We start from the raw sequence: 18,773 nt of genomic DNA, 5'->3' as shown, positions 1-18,773 counted from the left end.
GGCCCAAGCCCATCGCTCGCTCCCGCGGGGAGCGAAGCGACCGATGGGCGGGCGTCGAATCAGGCGGAGGAGTTGATATATATCGGCGCGCGTGGCGCGTGGTCGGCGTGAATCCGAATCGACGAACGCTGTTGGTCGCAACGGCGATCGTCGCTGTGATCCTGATAGGCAGTTACGCGGGAACGACCTTCGGAACGTCGGAACCGGAGGTCGAACTCACGACTCGGTGCCACGATCACGAGGCACTCTCCGGCGAGCACATCCACCGATGCTCAGCTATGGTTGACGTCGACTCGTTTGACGACCTCGAGTACGTCGAGCTTCGAGTGGTTGGGGCAACTGGCAATACGGGCATCTGGACGGCTCACACCTCTCGCGTGGTCCCCGAAATCTACGCGATCACCAACGGCAATGGTGGCAATATCACCTACCAATACGAGGCGATCGTCACTACAGTCTACGAGAACGGCGAGAGCGAAGTTCTCGAGAGACACACATTCAGCTGTGAGGACGTGGGCTACAAAGACGCCTGTGAGGCTCGAAATGAATCGGAGTAAGCGAGCGAACCACTTCGGGACGATCTGCGAGAAACGGATGGCCCGGAAGCGACGGTTCGACCTCGAACGCTCGAGTTGGCACGATGCACGCTTTCAGAATGGGACGCCCGTCGAGATCAAGAGCACGATGCTCGAGCATAGCGACGGCCAGCCGGGGAATTTCAAGGTCTACAAAGCCTATCACGATCGATTACGCCGATCGAATGGTTGGTACTGCTTTGTGGTCTATCGGCCACATGGAAGCTCGGGGTTGACGATCGTCAAAGACAGGATGTGCAAGGCCTCGAGTCTCCCATTCCTACGATGGCATGGTGGTGGGGATCATCGTGGGACCGATCAAGCTAAGGTAGCGATTCCGGACATTTTCTAGTTAGTGTTGGTGACGATATCAGTTTTGACTTAGAATTTGTCCCAGAATAGGGTGAATTGAAAGCTTGATCACCGATTAGCGGTGACCAAGGCTACCCCACCGAAAATACACACGATTCTCGGGGTATTAGATATTGATTTGAAGTCTTCCAAAAGGGTTAGTAATCGTGAACGATGATGAGTCAGTATGGCATCGGTATCATTCCGAGAAAGTCGAAAGGAAGACATGGCAGAATTCTTCCGAGAGCCGAATCGAGAGAAACTAAGAGAGATTCTTCGAAATTACGATGGGGAATATGATAATCTCGATTTCAAGAAAGAGTGGATAGATAATGCAAAACTCGGAAAGCATGTGCTCGCTCTCGCGAATTCTGGTGGTGGAGTGATCTTATTCGGGATATCTGAAAAGGAGGACAATACTTTAGAAATTAAGGGACTTGAAAATTTGAAAGATAAATCGGATTTATCGATTGATCAGTATCTTCCTGACGAAGCACATGAGATCTATGAGGTAGAGGAATATGTGTATGCATCGGCAGAATGGAGTGAATTAGAAGGAAAATTGTTCCAAGTTTTGTTTGTGGATGACGTGCCGGAGATCCTCCCTTTGATATCACAAAAAGGTAAACAGGGGCGAATCTCACGAGATAGAATATACATTCGAAAGAATACTAAAAGCATAGAAGCAGGGCAGTCAGGGATTAATAATATAATTGATAGAAGGGTGAAATCACAGTTAGAAACAAAGTCAGATGATATTCGTGAAGATCTTTCTCAGCTAAAAGCACTTTATGACAATGGCGAAAATAACGGAATTCGAATCAAATCAAATATGAAAAAACTGTTACAACCAGGGAAAAGAGATGAATTCTACCAGTACATAGATAGTAGAATAGCTGCAAAAGAAAAACAAATCGATGAGAAACTCGGCCTGGAAATAGATGATGCTCCAGCGACTCTAAAAGAAACAGTAAAGAGATACAAACGGTGAGATAATCAACATTTTGAATGTGATCTGGGAGAAAGATGTGAGTGGATACGCTAATCGATCCGTAATCACAACGCAGCCAATATACCGTACCCAACGCAAATTCCAAAAATAACAAACAAGTATTGGGATATAAGTGCAAGAACTTGTGCCTGCCCTACACTCTTATGTGACCTTTTAGTCATCCTTACCTTTTGTTCTACGGCAAAGGTTAGGATTTGTTCTTTAGAATAAACTAATCCAGGATCTTCTGCTAATGTAATTGATTCATAATCTGTTTCTCTCCGAGCTCTATTCCTGAAATAGCTGATGAAGAATGGGAGGAGCGTGCCAAAAAGAATTGATAAAACGGCAGAAAATCCTCCAAAAAGGAAAGGGGCTGAGATGAGATCGGTGATATTTATCATTCCCTGGTTTATTAGTACTGCAATAGCAGACACAAATATTCCTAATAGGACTATTACTGTTCGTGCACTTCTAAATCCTAAATCCAAATAGTATTGATATTCATTCTCTTGATGATCAATTCGGTCTTGTAATTCATCTTTCAAAACCTCCAATCCACCTTCACTGACATCAGAGGACAAATCAACATTGTCCAAATACTCATCTAGTTGACTAAATTCAGAATCAGCATTAGGTGACATATGTTAGTAATTAGTTGACCATTTCAAAAGATTTGCCATATCCGTGGTAACGAGAGCGCGTAGGCGATCAGCAGATTAACTTGGGATGCCGTATAGCACCGACTTTGCTCCCGGCTTCACTCATAAACTCTTGCAAAAGAGCACACCCCTGTTTCATGTGCTTCAACTGGAATCGTGCGGAGGTGGGGCGGGGGCGTTGTAATTTTTTGGCTTTGTCCCCTTGGGGACACGCCGCAAGGGGGCGTTCGCGCGCAGCGCGAATCGACCCCGCAGGGGCACCGGCCCGATCGCGCCGGAGCCCGACCCCTCGAGGCCAGAACACAACCGAAGTTGTACACTCACGGATTGAGTACAATCTCAATTTCTGAAAAGAAGGTGCGAAAAAGCGTTGCCACTCACGAGGGCCGCGCTACCAGTCGGGCGCGAGTCGTCCGACCGGTCGTGTCTCCGTGTCCCCTCCAGGTGTCCGCCACAGCATCGGCACCCTCGAGAAGAGGGCTGGGTCGTTGCCCGAGTGGCGCCACTTCTCGATCGCCTCGCGGGCGACCTCCTGGGCGCTCTCAAAACTCGAGGCTTTCAGCGTCGACAGGATGGTGTCGATGCGGAGGCGTTTCGGTTCGCCTTCCTGGTCGAACTCGAGCTCGGCGCCGTGCTCGGCTAGCCACTTCTGGAACGGCGAGCACTCGGCGACGTGATCCGCCAGGCCCATGATGTGCTGGATACGGTCGGCGTAGCTCTCGATGCCGTACTCGGCGCTCTCGACGAGCGCTCGGATCTCCTCGCGATACTTCCTGGCCCGGTACGAGACCTGACCGTTTTCGAGGTCGAGTAGTTCGCCGAGTTCCTCGATCGCCCGGTAGATCGTCGACGGATGCTTCCCTAGCTCGTCGGCCAGGTCGCCGACGGTCACGCCGCCGTCGGTCGAGACCTTCTCGGCGACGTCGCGCGGCGTCTTCCCGAGATCGCGAAGCGTCGTCAGTAACAGGTGTTCACTCTTCGCCTCGAGGCGCGGCGTCGGGTCCGGATAGAGTTCGACCGGATCGTCACGAGCGACGGCCTCGAAATGGTCGTCTTCGACGTACACCGCGCTCGCGTCCGGGGCGAGCGGGATGTCGTCCCAGTTGATGAAATTCATCAGCGTCTCGTCGATCTCCTCGACGACCTCGCGTCGATCGGCCCATGCCCATGCCTCGCGGTCGTTCATCTTCTTGTTCACCAGTACCTCCACCTTCGGGTGGTACGATGGGTGATCTTTCGACACCGCGTCCGGATCTTTCAGCTGGTAAATCTCGAACTTCCGTCCGTAGCTGTGGCCGGGGAGGAGTTCACTCACCGCCGCGGGGTCGAGTACCAGCCGGTTCTGATGGTTGACGACCTCCTTGTTGTTGATCTTCAACTCGGCGATGACACCCTCCATATCGGTCAGGTGGTGGGTAATCTTCTGGAGGACGCCCGCGGAGGCCAGTTTCTCGGCCCATTCGCGACGCATACGTACGTAGCGCTCGTGCGCCCATTCGCGGCTGTACGTCGGGTGGGGCGGCTTCCGAAAGTACTCGGGGTACACTGGCTCACCCGCTTCCTCGAAGATCGCTGCATAGAACTCGGGGAGCAACTCGAGCGCTCGCTCGGGTTCGACGTTCGACGGTTCGTACTCGACGTCAACACCGTCGACCTCGCCGAACTGGTTCTCCCAGGGAAGGCCCAACGGATCGCCGGTTTCCCAGTGACACATGTTCGGGAACCGGGGCGAGATATTGAACGACGCTTTCGCCTCGCCCGGTCCGCGGCCTTTGATGTCCCACTCGTAGAGCCTCGAGGCGTTGATGTTGTCTCGAGGCCGCGGTTTAATTCCGGATTTTGAGTAGGTGACCTCCAGGTGCCAAGGCTCGCCGTCGACGTCGACGTCCAGTTTCAGGTGTCCCTCGAACGGTGGACCGAGCATCACGCTCGAGAGGGCATCGTAGGGCCCGCGGCCCCAGGTGTCCCACTTCCATCGCCCGTGGCTCTCGTGGGGCGTGGTTTCGGGTTGGGACATGAGCTTAGTCCTCCTCCCGATCGGCCCGGATCAGGCCGGTGAGCACGGCCACCGGATTCCACCACGTACAGGTCTGACAGCGATGGCAGATGTGCTTGAACGACGTGCAGTCGCCCGCCTCGAGCGACTCAAGATCGGCCTGCGGCTCGTGCCCGACGTCTTCCAGACTCGCTCGCTTCACCGCGACACGCTGGCAGCCGGTGCAGATCGCGTCGAAGGGCAACCCGATCCGGCCGGCGGCCGGGCTCGCCAGTTCGGCCTCAAGGTCACGATCGTCACCGACGTGCTCGGTGCTCACAGCGCATCCCCTCGCTCGCGGAGTTCGCTCGAATCGAAGACTCGCGTCCAGGCGAGCTGCGAATAATCTTCGCGACCGTCGCCCGCGGTCCGCCAGCCGTCGGTTACCGACTCAAGCAGGTGATCGACCTGATTCGCCGGAACGACCTTCATCCCGATGATCTCGCGGCTGTTCGGCGTACAGACGGCAAACAGGTAGACGCCGCCCTCCTCGAGCAAGCTCTGGTGTTGAACGCGTCGAAGGCTAAAGCGGCCGCGGCGCTGGTTCTGTCCGTAGACGACGGCCACACTCTTGATCTCGACGACGACCCCCGCCTCGAGAAGACAGAGCCCGACGAACGGAAGTTCTCGACATGGAACGATGACCGCCTCGGCGATCGCGTCGTAGTGCTGAGCTTCCGAGTCGGGGACGTATCGTAGACCGTCGATCAACTCGAGGACGGCCGTCTCTGCACGGTCACCCGCCTGTCGTGACCGGGCCATAGTCTCGACGGCGTGGCTCACAGCGGCCCACCTCGAGCACGGCGAACCTCTCGAGTACACTCAGGACAAAGACGACGGAGGCCACTGATGGATTCCTCACAGCGCTCGCACTCGTTGCTTTTGACGAGTCGGCTCACCGCTGGTCACCCCCGTTAGTTAGCGTCTGATAGGCATTCTGAACTCGCTTGAACTCGGATTCCGAACCTCCTTTATCGGGATGGGCTTCTTTGATTCGCTCTCGGAACGCATCTCGAATCTCGTCGCTGTCAGCGGCGGGAGCGACCTCAAGGACAGCGTAGGGTGACGGCGCGGCTTCGACGGCCTCACCAGCACTCGGGAGTCGAAGTTTCTGATATTCGCTTTCGGCGGTGACCGTTCCGCGCTGTTCCTGCATCCGAGTTTCGTGCAAGTAATGGTAGAGATCCTGGGCGTTGTCGCGCAGGTTATCCCACCGATCACAGGCCGCAGCCATCTGCTCGCCGTCTTTCGTGAAGTAGGCGACGACGCCCGGATCGTCCGGCTTCGTGGCGTTGGCGTAGGGAAGATTCGGATTCTGTTTCAGGTGATCGGCAGCACTCTCGAGTTGGACGTCGGTAACACCATCCCAGGATTGCAGCTCGCCGAGGATATTCTGAAACGCGCGTCGCGTCGAAACGCGGAAGTTCCCCGAATAGGCCTCGCGCTCCTCCGGTGACGTCCGTGGGAACGACTTCGGCCATTTGAGGTCAGACATCGGACTCACCCCCGTGGCGACCGGGCGCGATCTCGGGATCGGGAATCGCGACGTCGACACCGGCGCCGGTCCCGCGGCTCAGGCGACGGAACGAATCGCACTCCCCGCAGCGGTGGGCGCGGTCCGACGAGTCGCCGTAGACCCGCCGAAATTGCTCGCTGACGTGGGCGCCGCAGTGGTCACAGGTCGAACTGCTCCCGGGTACCCAGTCGCTCACCGCCACGTCGACCACCCCGTTTCGGCTACAAATATCGCACGAGGGAGGCGACCCGGAACCAGTGACTGGTTCGGCTCCAGTTTCGAACTCGCTTCGCTCGAGAACGAATATCCGCTTTTCGAGTGGGTAAGAACCCGACCGATGGCCGAATCGCTATCGGCCACGGATCGGGTTATTTTCGGATGGGCCCTGACGGATTCGAACCATCGACCACTCGGTTATGAGCCGAGCGCTCTAACCAGACTGAGCTAAGGGCCCCTTTCAATCGGGGGAAAACGGGCAGGCTAATTAACGCTTGTTGTCCGGGGCCACCTCGAGCTTCGGGTAACGTCTCACTCCCCGTCGAAATCCGCGAGCGTCTGCGTTCCCGTCCCGGCGCGGTGTTTCGTCGCCAGTCCCGCGAGGTGGGGCGCCTCGGGGACGATCAACTGCTCGCAGGCCGTTCGACAGGCGTTCGTACTCCCCGGAAGGCAGAACACGGGCGTATCCGCGGCGATCCCCGCCGTCGCTCGCGAGGCCATCGCTCGCGTGCCGACCTCGTCCCACGAGAGCGACCGGAAGAGCTCGCCGAATCCGGGCAGGTCGCGTTCGAAGAGCGCCGAAGCCGCGTCCGGGGAGACGTCGTCGGCGGTGACGCCCGTGCCGCCGGTCGTGAGCACGACGTCGATATCGGGCTGGACGACCAGACTCCTGACGGCCGTCCGGATCGCCGCGTAGTCGTCGCGAACGAGTTCGCGGGCCTGGACCTCGTGACCCTCGGTCTCGAAGCACTCCTGAATGATGTCGCCGCCGGGGTCGTCCGGATCGGGGTCGTCGCTCGCGGCTCTCGAGGACGAGACGGTGACGATTCCTACGTACAGCGGGTCGATGACGTCGTGTCCATCGTCGTCGGTCGTTCGTCTGTCGGCGGGTGTCGACATGGGCGTCTCTCCGGTGGGTGGGAACTAATAGCCACTCCTCGAGGCCGATGGTACGCTCGCCGCTCGAAGCGACTGTCGCTCCTCGAATCACGGCGTGGGTACCCCTCGAGCGAGAATTCGAGAGAAGGCGCCGAAGCCAGGACTCGAACCTGGGACCGCCTCGTTAACAGCGAGGTGCTCTACCAACTGAGCTACTTCGGCTTAGGCATCTGCTGGTTGTCGGGTTGATTTGATAGGGCTTTCGCTTTTCGCCGGGTCGTGCCTCGAGTTCACGTCGCACACGGGTTTACTTCCGGTGTTGTGCTTGCACTTGCACTCGCACTCGCACTCGATCTCGTCCTCGTCCTCGCCCCCGCGTTCGCTGTCGCAGGCACGCTCACCCTCGCCGTCACCCTCCAGCTCCAGCGAGCACGCGTCGTCGTTCGATACCCTTTCGGCCGTCGCTCGAGTACGTCCCCCGTATGAGCGACGATACGGGGGAGGGCGAACCCGAACACGGGGCTGGCGGAAAGCCCGACGATGCGGGTAGCGCGGAACTCGAGGCCGTCACCGAACAGGTCCTCGAGCGGATCAGCCCTGCCGACGACGAACGAGCCACCATGCACACGGTCGCCGAGGACCTCATCACCAGGGCGGCCGCCGCGGCCACTGACCGCTGTCCGGACGCCGACGTCGTCCAGGTCGGGTCCACGGCTCGCGACACCTGGATCAGCGGCGACCGCGACATCGACGTCTTCGTCCGCTTTCCACCGTCGCTCGACCGCGAGACACTCGAGACCTACGGGCTCGAGGTCGGCCACGAAACGCTCCCGGAGGGCCACGAGGAGTATGCCGAACATCCCTACGTCACGGGCGAGTACGACGGATTCGACGTGGACGTCGTCCCCTGTTTTCGACTCGAGGACGCTACCGACATCCGCTCGGCAGTCGACCGGACCCCCTTTCACAACCGGTATCTCGAGGATCGTCTCGACGACGAGACCGCCGACGACGTTCGTCTCGCCAAGCAGTTTCTGAAGGCGATCGGCGCGTACGGGTCGAACCTCCGGACGGAGGGATTCAGCGGCTACCTGACCGAGTTGCTCGTCGTCGAGTACGGCGGTTTTCGGCCGTTGCTCGAGGCAGCGGCCGGCTGGCGCCCGCCCGTCGAACTCGATCCCGAAGACCACGGTCGAGCGACGTTCGACGACCCGCTCGTCGTCATCGACCCGACCGATCCCGAACGCAACGTCGCCGCGGTGTGTTCGGCGGCGAACGTCGCCCGGCTCCAGCACTACGCGCGCGAGGTGCTCGAGTCGCCCCGAATCGAGCTGTTCGAACCGGACGAACCGGAACCACTCGAACCCGACGAACTCGCGGCCCACCTCGATCGACGCGAGACGACGCCCGTCGCGATCCGATTCGATGCCCCTCCCCTCGTCGACGATCAGCTCTATCCACAGCTCCAGAAGTCCCTCGACGGCATCGCAAGCGGTCTCGAGCGTCGCGAGTTCGACGTCCTCAGAGCCGAAGCGTTCGCCGACGCGAGCGCCGTTCTCCTCGTCGAACTCGCCGTCGCCGAGCGCCCGGCCGTCGAGCGCCACGAAGGGCCGCCGGTTCACGTCAAGGACCACGCCGAAGGGTTCTACGACGCCTACGCGGACGACGAGACGGTGTACGGCCCGTTCATCGACGGCGCCCGGTACGTCGTCGAACGCGACCGGGAGTTCACCGATGCCGTCTCGTTCCTCGAGAGCGACCGACTGCTGGACGTTGGACTCGGCGCCCACGTCGAGACGGCACTCGAGGGCGAGTACGAAGTGCTGGTCGGACCCGACGTGAGCGGGTTGCTCGAGGAGTTCGGGACGGCGTTACGGATGTACTTCGAACCGATGCCGTGATCGATTCGGCGTCGACTCACTCGGTGCCGTCGCAGTCGTCGCCGTCTCACTCGGCGCCGCTCGCGTCCTCGATGACGCCCTCGACGAGTGAAAACACGTTTGCCTCCTCTCGCCCCTGGGTCTGTTCCGGGTAGACGCCGATCGCCACGAGGTGGTCCTCACTGGTCTGGATCGCTTCGGTGACGTGGATGAACACGTCGAGGTCGGCGCCGTCGAACTTGGCGCTCGCGCTGAACCGTGACATCGTCGCCTCCTGTCCGAGCACCGACACCGACTCGTCGGCTTCGTGGGTGACGTCACCGAACCCGTCGTAGTTGTTCTTGACGAGTTCCATAACCTCCTCCGTCGACATCTCCTCGATCGGGTTGAGTTCCTGCCCGAGAACGTCGACTTGCGGCGTCGTTAGCACGTTGAAGACGGCGGCGCGCAGACTCCCGAGTGGGCCGAGGTCGACGCTCTTGTCGTACTCCGTCAGGTAGTTCGTCACGGTTACCGTTTCGCTGTAGAGGAGCAGGTCGACGTTCTCGTCGACGCCCAACGGTTCGGTCCTGATTTCCTGGTAACCAGTCTCCTCGAGCACCGACTGGTCGACGCCGGCCGGCGCCGATTCGTGTTCGTCGAGTCCCAGTACACCCAGACACCCCGAGAGACTCGCGAGACCAACGACACCGGTCCCCGCGAGCACGTCTCTACGATTCATCGTGTACTACCTGGCGAGTCAGTTCTAATGAGTGTGTTGGCTTCTATCCAGTCGCTCGAGTGGCACGATCCGATTCTCACCGGCGAACCGATCGGTTCCCGTGGCGCTACTCGAGATCGAGGCCGTGTGCCTCGCGTACCTCCTCGAGCAGCGCGGCGACGTCGTCGCTCACCGGATCGTCCGGGCCGAGCGGGTCGCGCCCGTCGAACGTCTCGTGGACCAGCGCGACGCTGTCGGCGAGCACCTCCAGGCCGTAGCCCCCTTCGAGGACGAACGCGAGCGCTGCGTCGACGTCTTCGGTCAGCGTGCGGAGCCGATCGGTCATGAGTGCGTACGCTTCGGTCGACAGGCGAACGCGCGAAATTGGGTCGTGGCGGTGGGCGTCGAAGCCGGCACTCGTGAGAACGAGTCCGGGATCGTAGGCCTCGAGCGCCGGGGCGATGACGCCGTCGAGCGCCTCGAGGTAGTCGCCGTCGTGGGAACCGGCGGGCATCGGGACGTTCATGGTCGTCCCCTCGCCCGCGTCGGCCCCGGTCTCGTCGACGTCGCCCGTCCCCGGATACAGCCCCTTCTCGTGGAGCGAAACGAAGAACACGTCGTCGCGTTCGTAGAACAGGTCCTGGGTTCCGTTGCCGTGGTGGACGTCCCAGTCGATGATCGCGACGCGGTCGACGTCGTACTCGTCAATGGCGTACTGAGCCGCGACCGCGACGTTGTTGACGAAACAGAACCCCATCGCGTCGTCGTAGACGGCGTGGTGCCCCGGCGGCCGACCCAGCGAGAACGGCGTCTTTCGACCGTCGTCGCCCTCGAGCGCGCGTTCGGCGGCCCAGCACGCGAGGCCAGCACTGGTCCGGACCGCGTCCCACGTTTCCTCGACGGCGCTCGTGTCCGGGTCCCAGCTGCCGCCGCCGTCGGCACAGAACTCGCGAACCTCCTCGAGATACGAGCGGTCGTGGATCGCGGCGATGGTGTCTATCGAGAGCGGATCGACGTTGACGTACTCGACGCCGTGTTTCCGCTTCAGTCCCTCGCGAATCGCCCGAAGACGGTCCGGTGTCTCCGGGTGGCGCGGGCCGGGGTCGTGTTCGAGGCAGGTGGTGCTGTACCCAAAGCGCATGTGATTACTGGAAGAGCGCGAAGTACGTCTCGATGTCGTCGGCCGTGATCGTCCGTCGGTCGGCGTGATGGGCGAGCGTCGCCGCCGCGCGAGCGACGTTGTCGGCGTAGTCTTCGAGAATGTCGGCGAGCGCGATGCGGGCGTCCATGGAGACGCGATAGTGGTCGTCGATGTCGATACGCGCGATTCGGTCGACCGGGGCGACCGGCAACTCGAGGTCGTCTTTGTCGACGACGGTTTCGACCTCGAAGTCCTCGGCCATCAGCGTCTTCCGGCCGTCCGCGGTCGCTCGTTCGGCCGCGTCGATCGCCAGCCGGGCGCCGTGAGCCTGAATCTCCCTGGCCAGTTCCTCTGCTGCACCGGCGCTCACCCGAAGGTCCCCCGCGTTCCGTCGAATTATCGTGTCCACCGGAGCGAACGGGAGTTCGACGTTCATACACAGATAGCCGAAGTTGACCTTCTTAACGCTTTTCGTACAGGCTACGGGCGTGCCCGCTCAGAAGACCTCGTCGGCCTCGAGTCGCCCGTCGGTGACCTGTCCGCGCGCCGTTACTTCTTCCCCGAGGCCGACGTCGGCGCTCGTCTCGACGCTCATCGTCGTCTCGCCGTCGTCGAGGACGACCGGATCGCCGGCCTGGACGACGACGCCGGTGAACTCGATCTGCTCGCCGTCTTCGGGGTCGTCGGCGTCGTCGCTGTCCTCCTCGCTGTCGGCAGTTTCCGCGTCGCCGGCAGCGTCGTCCGCGAACGCCGAGAGCCCGGTTGACTCGCTCCCGCCGTCGGCTGAACTCGAGTCGGCGCTGGTACCACCGCCACCCTCGCCGAGTACCGTCACGGTCGAGCGCCACCCAGCGGAGGCCTCGAGGTCGTCCTGCCAGCCGTCCTTGATCTCGACGTCCGCTAGGGCGACCTCGTCGCCGGGACCGACGTCGACGTCGGCCTTCTCACTCCACATGGCGACGCGAATGTCGCCCGTCGCGTCCTGGACGCGAATGTTTCGAACCTGTCCCTCCGAGCCGTCGTCCCTGTCGAACGTCCGTTTCGGGTCCGCGGATCGAACGACGCCCGCGATGTCGACCGTGTCCCCGATCTCGAGGGATTCGATCGGCGTGCTCTCGGGGACGTACTCGACGTCCGCCTCGACTTCCTCGACGGCGCCGCGGTTGCCGACGTGGAGTTCGAGCGAGCCGTCGCGGTCGCGTACGTAGCCGTCGACGACCTCGACCGTGTCGCCCGGGGAGAACTCGTCGGCGAGGTCCGCTCGCTCGTCCCAGAGGGTGACCCGGATGCGTCCGGTCGAGTCGCCGAGCGTGAGGTTGGCCACCTTCCCCTCCGAGCCGTCGTCCCGGTCGAACGTTCGGACGGCGTCGGTGTCGAGGACGACGCCGACGAGGTTCACGTCCGAGAGGCCGAGCGAGAGCGCCTCGACGGTGTAGGTGTCGGAGATCTGGACGTCGATCTCGGTGTCGTCGTCGGGTTCGACGTCGTCGACGCTCACTTCGACGCCGCTGAATCCCTCCTTGGGGCGGCCCTTGATTTTCAGCACCTGCCCCTCCTCGAGTTCGTCGACGGCTGCCTGGGCGTGTTCGTCCCAGAAGGCGGCCCGGACGCTCCCGGTCTCGTCGGCGACTTCGACGTTGACGACGCGGCCGTCCTCGTCTTCGCCGTCGCGTTCGAACGTGCGGAGATCGCCGATCTTTACGACCTTCGCGGTGAACTTCGCCTCCTCCATCCCCGGTTCGATGTCCGCGACGCCGGTGACCTCGCTCTCGCCGAGTTCGTGTGCGATGAGCATCGCCGCCGTTTCCTCGTCGGCGAGCCCACCCATCTGCTCGACTTTGGCCTCGACGGCCTCGCGAAACTCCTCGAGGGAGACGTCGGCCTCGAGGTCCTCGTAGATACCCTCGATCTCGCTCATTCTATGCTCGTGCATGGGTAGCCCGCGCATAAGCATTGTCCATTTGCGGTCGTCGCCGGATTCGGTCGTCCATACCGGGATCTGCCGCGGGATCGTATTTAAACCGTCGGCCGCCGTCGGTGTGTCGAGCGTGCTCCGGTGCTCGAGGCAGCGTCGGGAAAACCGCCTCGAGTTCGCGTCCCGAGAAAGCGTCTCGAGAGCTGTGCGTTACGGTCACGTCCCACAAAATCGACAGCGACACCGCTCCCCTTTCGAAAGGGCTTTAACCGACTCCGGGTAACGAAGAGATGAGTCCTGGTAGGGTAGTGGACTATCCTCTTGGCTTGCGGAGCCAGGGACCGGAGTTCAAATCTCCGTCAGGACGTTTTCGAAGAACCATACGACGAGCGAAGCGAGGAGTCCATTCTTCGAGAACGGACCCGGTGATTTGAGCAGAGAAGTCGCAGCGGCCGAGCGAAGCGAGGCCGACCGTCTTCGCGTGTTCAAATCTCCGTCAGGACGCTCACTTCTGGCGAGTGCTTCGCGTTGCTCAGCACTCGCTTCGGGTTCGGTCCTGGCGTGCCTTTCGTCCGCTTCGCTCGCGAAAGACTCCGTCAGGACGCTCTTTGGACGTAACCTCTGGACGGAGGCTCAGTCAGGACGCTCTCGTGAACGTAACCCTCCGGTAGAAGACTCCGTCACTCCCCTCGAGTACGCTCCAAAAAACGCAGGCCAACAGCGGTCCGACTGCCGTTACCGGGTGTCTTTCACGCCACCGGGGAAGTCGTTGTTCTGAAGCGAGACGTTACTCGAGCCGTCGAGGATGAGCAGGGAGGTCTCGCCCTCGTAGGACTCGCTGTAACTGTCTTCGATCACCACGTCGTCGGAGCCGTTGACGACGATGGGAACGTCATCCGTCGTGAACTCGCCGTTGGTGATGTGGTAGTTGTCACCGCGGAGCTCGAGTCCCCCGCGACCGTCTCCGGGCTGGTCGATCGACAGGTTGTGGAACCGGCAGTTGCTCCGCTCACAGTAGATCGTGTGCCGGATCGGCGATCTGGTCGCGTCGCCGGTCACGTTCACGTGTCGCAGACTGACGATGCCGGCGTCCTCGCCGAGGATGCGGAACGCGTAGCCGCTGGCGTCGATGTCCACGTCGACGTTTTCGACCGTCGTTCGCCCCGACTCGGGATCGATCCGGATTCCCGAGTTGTTACCGTCGCCGATCGAAATCGAGGTATTCTTGATCGTCGCCTCGTCGACGTCGTCCATCACCCGTATCGCGGCCCCGTTCGGTTCGGGAATCCTGATGTCGGCGCCGTCGATTTCGAATGCCTTCCCGTGGTCGAGTCGAATCGCGTGCTGGCCCGCTGCTCGCACGGCATTGTCGTCCACGACGATGACCGGATCGTTGACCGTGGCTTTGTTCCCGGAGAGTCGAATCGACGCGGTGCCGCTGTTTTTGAACAGACCACCCTGGACGACGAGTTCGCCGTCGACCGACGATTCGTAGAGGCCGTTGTCGGGGAACGCGCCGAGGGTGCAGTCACTCAGCGTGAGCGACCCGTGGTGATTCGGGTTGACGGCGATCCCGGTGGGCCCGCGCCACATGTTCCCGTTGTTGGGCGTGTCGTCGACGTGAGCCCCGCCCGCTTTCGCACGGAAACACTCGACGAATCCCGATCCCCCCGGATCGGTGATGTTGAACAGGCCAGGACCCCACGTGCCGCTGTCGTGCAGGCCGTAAATGCCGACTCTGCCGACGTAGAGCCCGTCCTCGACCTCCGCGCTGATCACGCGGATCCCCGTGTCCTCGGCGCTCTGGTCTACGGTAAAGTTCTCGAAGTGCAGGTCCCGTCCGGGGCGGTCAGCGGTGCCGAGCCTGAACAGACGGTACTGCGGTCCATCGAAATTGTGGTAGTTCGCCGGTACCAGCGTCGCGTTGTCCCCGACGAATCCGGCGTTCTCGAAGCTGGTGAACCGGACCTGCCCGTCCATGTAGTAGCGTCCCTCGGGGAACTTCAGCAGCGTGTCGTCGTTGACGAGCCGCTGTATAACGGGTGTCACCGATTCGTTCCCGGTGTTGTCCGCCCCCTCCTCCGTGACGTCGATAACCGTCCGGTACTGGTCCTCGAGTGTATCGTCAGACGCGGACGTCACCCCCGAAAGAGCGAGCGCAGAACCGGCGCCGACGAGACAGCCTTTCAGATACGATCTCCGACCGAATCGAGCCGACTGTGGTTCGTTGGAACTCACGGAAGGCCCTGAGAACAGTGACTATTTGGCTATAGGCTCTGTAACGTTTCACGCTTGAATTTCAGGAATAAAATAATAGAGTTGCAATTATTCGAACCAATAACGCTCCCCCAGAAACGACATTCACGCACGTGAGGGGGTCGATGGGTTACTCGCCAACTAACTCCGTTCGGATCAGCGAATTCGTCGATCGGCCGCTCGAACGGGCGCTAAGTATGTGAACTGGGTTAGTTAATCCGGATTGATCACAGTTCGTGGGTTTCTCTCGACGGAATCGTGTGTCCTCACTCGCTCCGGACTAAATGAAGCACGTATTTGTTCCTGGCATGAAACGAACGACGTATGACAGGCAGTCGTCAGTTCGCACTCACGACGGTACTCGTCGGCGTCGTTGCCCTCACGCACGCAGTGTTCACGTGGCCAACACGCGCGACGGTCGCGTTCTTTGTCGGGGGCGCGCTGATCGCGTTCGTTGCGGAAGCACTCGTCATCGGTTTCGGGTGGCTCGAGCACCACGTCGGCCCGAAGGTCGCGGGCGTGCCGCTCTACGTACTGTTCGGCTGGACCGGCGTGATTTACGTCGCGCTTCGGCTCGCGTTTCTCGCAGTCGACGGCTGGAGTGCTGTCGTTCTCGCGGCCGCGCTCGCGACCGGGTACGATCTGTTGGTCGATCACCAGGGCGTCGAGGAAGGGTACTGGACCTACACCGACAGTCTCCCCGGACCCCGTCGCCGCGGAGTTCCGTGGTGGAATTTTCTGGGCTGGTTCGTCATCAGCGGACTGACGGCGGCGATCGCCGTCTCGTTGCTCTAGTTCGGCCTCCCTTTCGCGACTAGCGAGTCAGGACTCGAGTACCTCGAGGACGCCCGCCGTATCGGCGGGAACCGGCTCCGGATCGCGGCCAGCCGCGGCGGCCGCGTCGGGGTCCTTGAGCAAGTGTCCGGTGGTGAGGCAGGCGACGCGTTCGTCTGCGGCGACGACGCCCTGTGCTCGAAGTTTTCGAAGGCCAGCAACCGACGCGGCGGATGCGGGTTCGACGCCGATCCCTTCCTCGGCCAGGTCGCGCTGGGCTGCGGTGATTGCCTCGTCGCTGACGGCGACTGCCGTTCCGCCGGTCTCCCTAATTCCGGGCAGTGCTTTCGGCGCGTTCACGGGATTGCCGATCCGGATTGCCGTCGCGCGCGTCTCGACCTCGTCCCAGCGGCACACCGTGTCCGCGTCGTTCTCGATCGCTTCGACCATCGGTGCGGCCCCCTCGGCCTGCACGCCCGTCAGTTTCGGCACGTCCTCGATCGCGAGTTCGCCCGCCTGGACCAGTTCGCGGAAGACCTTGTACAGCGCCGCAGTGTTCCCCGCGTTGCCGACGGGGAGGACGATCCGGTCGGGCCAGGTCCCGTAGTCGGCCTGGAACTCCTCGAGAATTTCGAGGCCGATCGTCTTCTGGCCCTCGAGGCGGAACGGGTTCAGCGAGTTGAGGAGGTAGGTTTCGCCACGGCTTGCCAGCTCCTGGACGATGTCGAGACACCGATCGAAGTTGCCGTCGACCTCGAGAATGCGCGCGCCGTGGAGGCTGGCCTGGGCAATTTTGCCGGCGGCGACCTTGCCCGCGGGGAGGAGGACGAGCGTTTCCATGCCGCCGCGAGAACCGTACGCCGCGAGCGCGGCGCTGGTGTTGCCCGTGGAGGCGCAGGCGAGGCGGTCGACGCCGAGTTCGCGGGCGACGGCGACGCCGACGGTCATTCCCCGGTCTTTGAAGCTCCCGGTCGGGTTCATCCCCTCGTGTTTGATTCGAAGGGTCTCGACGCCGACGTCTTCTTCGAGTCGCGGAACCCGGTAGAGCGGCGTGTTCCCCTCCTGGATCGTGACGCCCGAGTCGAGCGGGAGCGATTCGGCGTACCGCCAGACCCCGGTACCCGAGAAGTCGTCGAACGTCGGGAGGTCGTCGGAACGTACCTCGAGCAGCCCGTCGCAGGCGTCGCAGGTGTAGCGAATGGCCTCGAACGGGGCGAACGTCTCGCCGCAGGCGACGCACTCGAGCCAGGTACCGTCGACCGCGGTTTCGGCTGGTGACTCCCAGTCGACCGTGAGAGAGAGGGTGTGCGAGGGATCGTGACTGTCGGTCATTATCCGGCGGGAGGGAGCCAACGGGGAAAAGTGGGTGGGTTGCTGCGGATGCTGCCGTCGAGGGCTATCGGGCCACCATGGTGCCGGTGGCTATCACGACGTCGGTGGTCATCACGACGTCTGCGCTCACGAAAAGTCGTCGATAACCTCGTGAACGCCCGCGGTCCAGGTATCAAGCGCCTCGTGGAGCGCTTCTTTCGCCTCGGGGAGGGGAACGGCGGTGTACTGGTAGACGTATCCACCGCCGTCGAGGAGTCGCCGGTCTCGCTGTGCGAGCCCTCGCCCGACGAGCGTCGACAGCGACCGGTTGACCGTGCTTCGGTCGCGGTCGAGCAGTGACGCCAGTTCCGCGATCGTGCTCCCGGGGTGCTCGAGGAGCGTCAGGTAGGTCCGCGTCTCGTGGGTTTCGATTCCGAATACGCAACTCATCACGGTTCGAAATTCCGGATCCGACTGCTCCATTAACTCATCGAGTCGATGGCGTGGATCGTTCGACATGCGTTCACGTGCGGGCGGTGGCGCCAAAAACTCTCGCTCGTTCGTACAGGCTTATCGGCCGGGGCTCAGTCCTCGTCGCTGCTGTCCAAGTCCGTCGATTCCGCGTCGCCGCTTGGGCCGGCTGAATCCGTGGTCTTCGATTTCGCGTACCCCATCTTTCGAATGCAGGATCGCATCTCCTCGAGCGTCTCGTGGCGGTGAAGGCGGGTCGGCGTATCGCAGTAGTAGGTGCCGTCGACGACGCGGAGCGTGACGTCGTGGCTCTCGCCGAGTGCTTGGGTCGTGATCACGACCCGGCGTCCGTTTCGAAGCGCCTCGAGAATCGTTTCGGGCGGATGCTCGCCGGCCGCGATTCGCAACGGCGTCGTCATTCGTCCGCAATTCGACGCCGCGGGGAAAAACGGTTTCTCTCCATTACCCTGCCCGTTCCCGTCGCCACGCACGCGCGGTCGTGTATGAACGAGTCCACACCGGGATAGACGTAGTTCCTCGACGATTGTACGTCCTCTCGTATGGCATCAGGCACCACATCACAGACTACCGTCGCGAATCGAACGTCGATCCAGCCCTGGCAAGCCGGGGTCGTCGGCGGGCTACTCGGATCCGTCGTCTTCGGCGCGCTCATGATGACTATGATCCCGGACCCCGTCCTCGAGGTCGCGATTCCGAATATGTACGGCATCGAGGCCACACCCGCAAATCCTGCGGAACTCGCGGGCTGGGTGATCCACCTCTCACACGGCGCCGTTATCGGCGTCGTCTTCGCCGCGTTGGTCCACCGCGGACCGATCACTACCTGGACGGATTCGAGTATCAAGACCGCTCTGGCTGGAGCGCTGTACGGCGTCGTCGTGTGGGCCACCCTGGCGGTCCTCGTCATGCCGGTATGGCTCGACGCAGTCGGCTTCCCGGGCGCCCCGCCGCTTCCGAACGTCAGCGAACTCAGCCTCGTGGGGCACGCCGTTTACGGCCTCGTTCTCGGCACGGTCTACGCCCTGATCCGTCCCTGATCGAGTCACGACTTTCCTCGCTCGATTTTGCGTCGCTTCGAC

22 protein-coding genes and 3 tRNA genes are annotated in these 18,773 nt (G+C 61.5%); 8 read left to right on the top strand and 17 right to left on the bottom strand.

The features are described from left to right. The first annotated feature begins 278 nt into the window (after window positions 1–278). The 3 genes from ACFQO4_RS10845 to ACFQO4_RS10835 all read left to right on the top strand — a co-directional run bounded on the left by ACFQO4_RS10845 (window position 279) and on the right by ACFQO4_RS10835 (window position 1,917). Window positions 279–557 (top strand): hypothetical protein, encoded by a 279-nt coding sequence (locus ACFQO4_RS10845; RefSeq protein WP_500260927.1) that lies wholly within the window; start codon window positions 279–281, stop codon window positions 555–557. Next, the gene (locus ACFQO4_RS10840; protein ID WP_500260926.1) at window positions 544–927 is read left to right on the top strand and encodes a PD-(D/E)XK family putative nuclease; all 384 of its coding nucleotides are present in this window, start codon (window positions 544–546) and stop codon (window positions 925–927) included. The genes ACFQO4_RS10845 and ACFQO4_RS10840 overlap by 14 nt, the downstream gene beginning before the upstream one ends. 225 nt (window positions 928–1,152) lie before the next feature. Continuing rightward, window positions 1,153–1,917: an AlbA family DNA-binding domain-containing protein gene (locus ACFQO4_RS10835; RefSeq protein WP_500260925.1), complete on the top strand. Its 765-nt coding sequence runs from the start codon at window positions 1,153–1,155 to the stop codon at window positions 1,915–1,917. 65 nt (window positions 1,918–1,982) lie between these two features. On the opposite strand, the gene ACFQO4_RS10830 is transcribed toward ACFQO4_RS10835, so the two are convergent. The 9 genes from ACFQO4_RS10830 to ACFQO4_RS10790 all read right to left on the bottom strand — a co-directional run bounded on the left by ACFQO4_RS10830 (window position 1,983) and on the right by ACFQO4_RS10790 (window position 7,447). Further along, window positions 1,983–2,561 (bottom strand): hypothetical protein, encoded by a 579-nt coding sequence (locus ACFQO4_RS10830; RefSeq protein ID WP_500260924.1) that lies wholly within the window; start codon window positions 2,559–2,561, stop codon window positions 1,983–1,985. 409 nt (window positions 2,562–2,970) lie between these two features. Beyond that, the gene (locus ACFQO4_RS10825) at window positions 2,971–4,596 is read right to left on the bottom strand and encodes a DUF7845 domain-containing protein (RefSeq protein WP_500260923.1); all 1,626 of its coding nucleotides are present in this window, start codon (window positions 4,594–4,596) and stop codon (window positions 2,971–2,973) included. A gap of 4 nt (window positions 4,597–4,600) precedes the next feature. Then, the gene (locus ACFQO4_RS10820) at window positions 4,601–4,894 is read right to left on the bottom strand and encodes a hypothetical protein (protein ID WP_500260922.1); all 294 of its coding nucleotides are present in this window, start codon (window positions 4,892–4,894) and stop codon (window positions 4,601–4,603) included. Next, window positions 4,891–5,397, bottom strand: coding sequence for a PD-(D/E)XK family putative nuclease (locus tag ACFQO4_RS10815; protein ID WP_500260921.1), 507 nt, complete (start codon window positions 5,395–5,397; stop codon window positions 4,891–4,893). The genes ACFQO4_RS10820 and ACFQO4_RS10815 overlap by 4 nt, the downstream gene beginning before the upstream one ends. Window positions 5,398–5,509: 112 nt before the next feature. Further along, a complete protein-coding gene (locus ACFQO4_RS10810; RefSeq protein ID WP_500260920.1) occupies window positions 5,510–6,109 on the bottom strand; it encodes a J domain-containing protein in 600 nt (199 codons plus the stop codon). Beyond that, window positions 6,102–6,326 carry a DUF7563 family protein gene (locus ACFQO4_RS10805; RefSeq protein ID WP_500260919.1) on the bottom strand — a complete coding sequence of 75 codons (225 nt, stop codon included), beginning with the start codon at window positions 6,324–6,326 and terminating at the stop codon, window positions 6,102–6,104. The genes ACFQO4_RS10810 and ACFQO4_RS10805 overlap by 8 nt, the downstream gene beginning before the upstream one ends. Before the next feature lie 183 nt (window positions 6,327–6,509). Continuing rightward, window positions 6,510–6,584, bottom strand: a tRNA-Ile gene (locus ACFQO4_RS10800). Between the two features lie 74 nt (window positions 6,585–6,658). Beyond that, on the bottom strand, window positions 6,659–7,246 hold the full coding sequence (locus tag ACFQO4_RS10795; RefSeq protein WP_500260918.1) for a MogA/MoaB family molybdenum cofactor biosynthesis protein: 588 nt from the start codon (window positions 7,244–7,246) through the stop codon (window positions 6,659–6,661). A gap of 128 nt (window positions 7,247–7,374) precedes the next feature. After that, window positions 7,375–7,447, bottom strand: a tRNA-Asn gene (locus ACFQO4_RS10790). Window positions 7,448–7,546: 99 nt separating this feature from the next. Here ACFQO4_RS10790 and ACFQO4_RS10785 point away from each other — a divergent pair. Further along, on the top strand, window positions 7,547–7,711 hold the full coding sequence (locus tag ACFQO4_RS10785) for a hypothetical protein (protein ID WP_500260917.1): 165 nt from the start codon (window positions 7,547–7,549) through the stop codon (window positions 7,709–7,711). Beyond that, window positions 7,708–9,126 carry a CCA tRNA nucleotidyltransferase gene (cca, locus tag ACFQO4_RS10780; protein WP_500260916.1) on the top strand — a complete coding sequence of 473 codons (1,419 nt, stop codon included), beginning with the start codon at window positions 7,708–7,710 and terminating at the stop codon, window positions 9,124–9,126. Before ACFQO4_RS10785 ends, cca begins: the two co-directional genes overlap by 4 nt. A 46-nt stretch (window positions 9,127–9,172) precedes the next feature. Here the strand turns inward: cca and ACFQO4_RS10775 are convergent, their stop codons facing one another. The 4 genes from ACFQO4_RS10775 to ACFQO4_RS10760 all read right to left on the bottom strand — a co-directional run bounded on the left by ACFQO4_RS10775 (window position 9,173) and on the right by ACFQO4_RS10760 (window position 12,864). Beyond that, window positions 9,173–9,826, bottom strand: coding sequence for a DUF6517 family protein (locus tag ACFQO4_RS10775; protein WP_500260915.1), 654 nt, complete (start codon window positions 9,824–9,826; stop codon window positions 9,173–9,175). A 106-nt stretch (window positions 9,827–9,932) separates the two neighbouring features. Next, entirely contained in the window at window positions 9,933–10,946 is a 1,014-nt protein-coding gene (locus ACFQO4_RS10770; protein WP_500260914.1) for a histone deacetylase family protein, read from the bottom strand. A gap of 4 nt (window positions 10,947–10,950) precedes the next feature. Next, entirely contained in the window at window positions 10,951–11,382 is a 432-nt protein-coding gene (locus ACFQO4_RS10765; protein WP_312910362.1) for a histone, read from the bottom strand. Between the two features lie 60 nt (window positions 11,383–11,442). Next, window positions 11,443–12,864 (bottom strand): single-stranded DNA binding protein, encoded by a 1,422-nt coding sequence (locus tag ACFQO4_RS10760; RefSeq protein ID WP_500260913.1) that lies wholly within the window; start codon window positions 12,862–12,864, stop codon window positions 11,443–11,445. A gap of 291 nt (window positions 12,865–13,155) precedes the next feature. On the opposite strand from ACFQO4_RS10760, the gene ACFQO4_RS10755 reads away from it, so the two are divergent. Beyond that, window positions 13,156–13,228: transfer RNA gene (locus ACFQO4_RS10755), tRNA-Arg, on the top strand. A gap of 368 nt (window positions 13,229–13,596) precedes the next feature. Here ACFQO4_RS10755 and ACFQO4_RS10750 read toward each other — a convergent pair. After that, a complete protein-coding gene (locus tag ACFQO4_RS10750) occupies window positions 13,597–15,099 on the bottom strand; it encodes a hypothetical protein (protein ID WP_500260912.1) in 1,503 nt (500 codons plus the stop codon). A gap of 342 nt (window positions 15,100–15,441) precedes the next feature. Here ACFQO4_RS10750 and ACFQO4_RS10745 point away from each other — a divergent pair, with 342 nt between their 5' ends. Continuing rightward, a complete protein-coding gene (locus ACFQO4_RS10745) occupies window positions 15,442–15,912 on the top strand; it encodes a carotenoid biosynthesis protein (protein ID WP_500260911.1) in 471 nt (156 codons plus the stop codon). Window positions 15,913–15,939: 27 nt separating this feature from the next. Here ACFQO4_RS10745 and thrC read toward each other — a convergent pair whose 3' ends face one another. The 3 genes from thrC to ACFQO4_RS10730 form a co-directional block, all read right to left on the bottom strand. After that, window positions 15,940–17,223 (bottom strand): threonine synthase, encoded by a 1,284-nt coding sequence (thrC, locus tag ACFQO4_RS10740; RefSeq protein ID WP_500260910.1) that lies wholly within the window; start codon window positions 17,221–17,223, stop codon window positions 15,940–15,942. Window positions 17,224–17,349: 126 nt separating this feature from the next. Next, the gene (locus ACFQO4_RS10735; RefSeq protein WP_500260909.1) at window positions 17,350–17,721 is read right to left on the bottom strand and encodes a helix-turn-helix domain-containing protein; all 372 of its coding nucleotides are present in this window, start codon (window positions 17,719–17,721) and stop codon (window positions 17,350–17,352) included. Window positions 17,722–17,786: 65 nt separating this feature from the next. Then, window positions 17,787–18,092: a DUF8001 family protein gene (locus ACFQO4_RS10730; RefSeq protein WP_500260908.1), complete on the bottom strand. Its 306-nt coding sequence runs from the start codon at window positions 18,090–18,092 to the stop codon at window positions 17,787–17,789. Window positions 18,093–18,233: 141 nt separating this feature from the next. On the opposite strand from ACFQO4_RS10730, the gene ACFQO4_RS10725 reads away from it, so the two are divergent. Continuing rightward, entirely contained in the window at window positions 18,234–18,731 is a 498-nt protein-coding gene (locus tag ACFQO4_RS10725; protein ID WP_500260907.1) for a DUF6789 family protein, read from the top strand. The last annotated feature ends 42 nt before the right edge of the window (window positions 18,732–18,773 follow it).

The sequence above is a fragment of the Saliphagus sp. GCM10025334 genome, assembly GCF_042663485.1.
GTDB lineage: Archaea > Halobacteriota > Halobacteria > Halobacteriales > Natrialbaceae > Natronosalvus.
Note: the sequence above shows the minus strand (reverse complement) of the source record. Positions and strands in the feature narration are given on the sequence as shown.